This is a genomic window from Oleiphilus sp. HI0043 (assembly GCF_001634935.1).
This window is the reverse complement of the sequence record NZ_LWEY01000338.1, coordinates 1-709: the sequence shown is the minus strand read 5'-3', so window position 1 is coordinate 709 and position 709 is coordinate 1. Positions and strand designations below refer to the sequence as shown.

Sequence of the window (709 nt, the reverse complement as noted above, 5' to 3'; positions counted from 1 at the left end):
ATTGCAGGCCCTCCGGGTATTGCTATAGGTGCTAGCTTAGGTGGTGCTTTTGGTTGGGGGCAAGATCAGCACGAGGCGCTTGAAGAGGCTCAGGAACAGTTGCACGAACAGGCGAACTTAGTGACGTCTAGCTCCAATGACTTGAACACAGAGATGGAAAAGCTAAGAGCAACCAGGGCTAAGTTAGGTGAGCTAAAGCGTCGTCATCACCATCAAACTGAAAAGTTAAATGACTTACAAGCTGAGTTGGCGAGCAAGGTTCAAACCTTAGAACAGAGCGATTTGTCGAATCTTTTGAGTGCCTATACCCAAGAGATCTACTTTGAAAAAGGCCAAGCGCGTGTCCCCTCATATGTTAGCGATCGTATTTCCAGTATGGCGGAGTTCTTACAGCGCTATCCTCATCTACAGATAACTTTGACAGGCTTTAGCGACCAAAGTGGCCCAGCGATATTCAACCAAGAACTATCCCGTGAGAGAGCTCAGGGCGTGAAAGATGCTTTGCTCGCTCAAGGTATCTCAGCAGAACGCATTGTGATTAAGTCAGTCGGTGAAAGCATGGCTCATGTGGCTGAAGGTGATGAGGGCAACGCAATTTTAGATCGTCGTGTAGCAATCGAGTTCGGCCAAGATAGCCCGCAAGAAATAATTTCAACAAAAGAGGAGCCAATAGAACCTTCGCAAGTGATTGAAAGCACGTCACTTGCAG

At 47.5% G+C, this 709-nt stretch carries 1 protein-coding gene; it reads left to right on the top strand.

Annotated features, from left to right (window positions below; genetic code table 11):
• On the top strand, window positions 1-709 hold a 709-nt coding region (locus A3729_RS04820; protein WP_156497666.1), incomplete at both ends, for an OmpA family protein.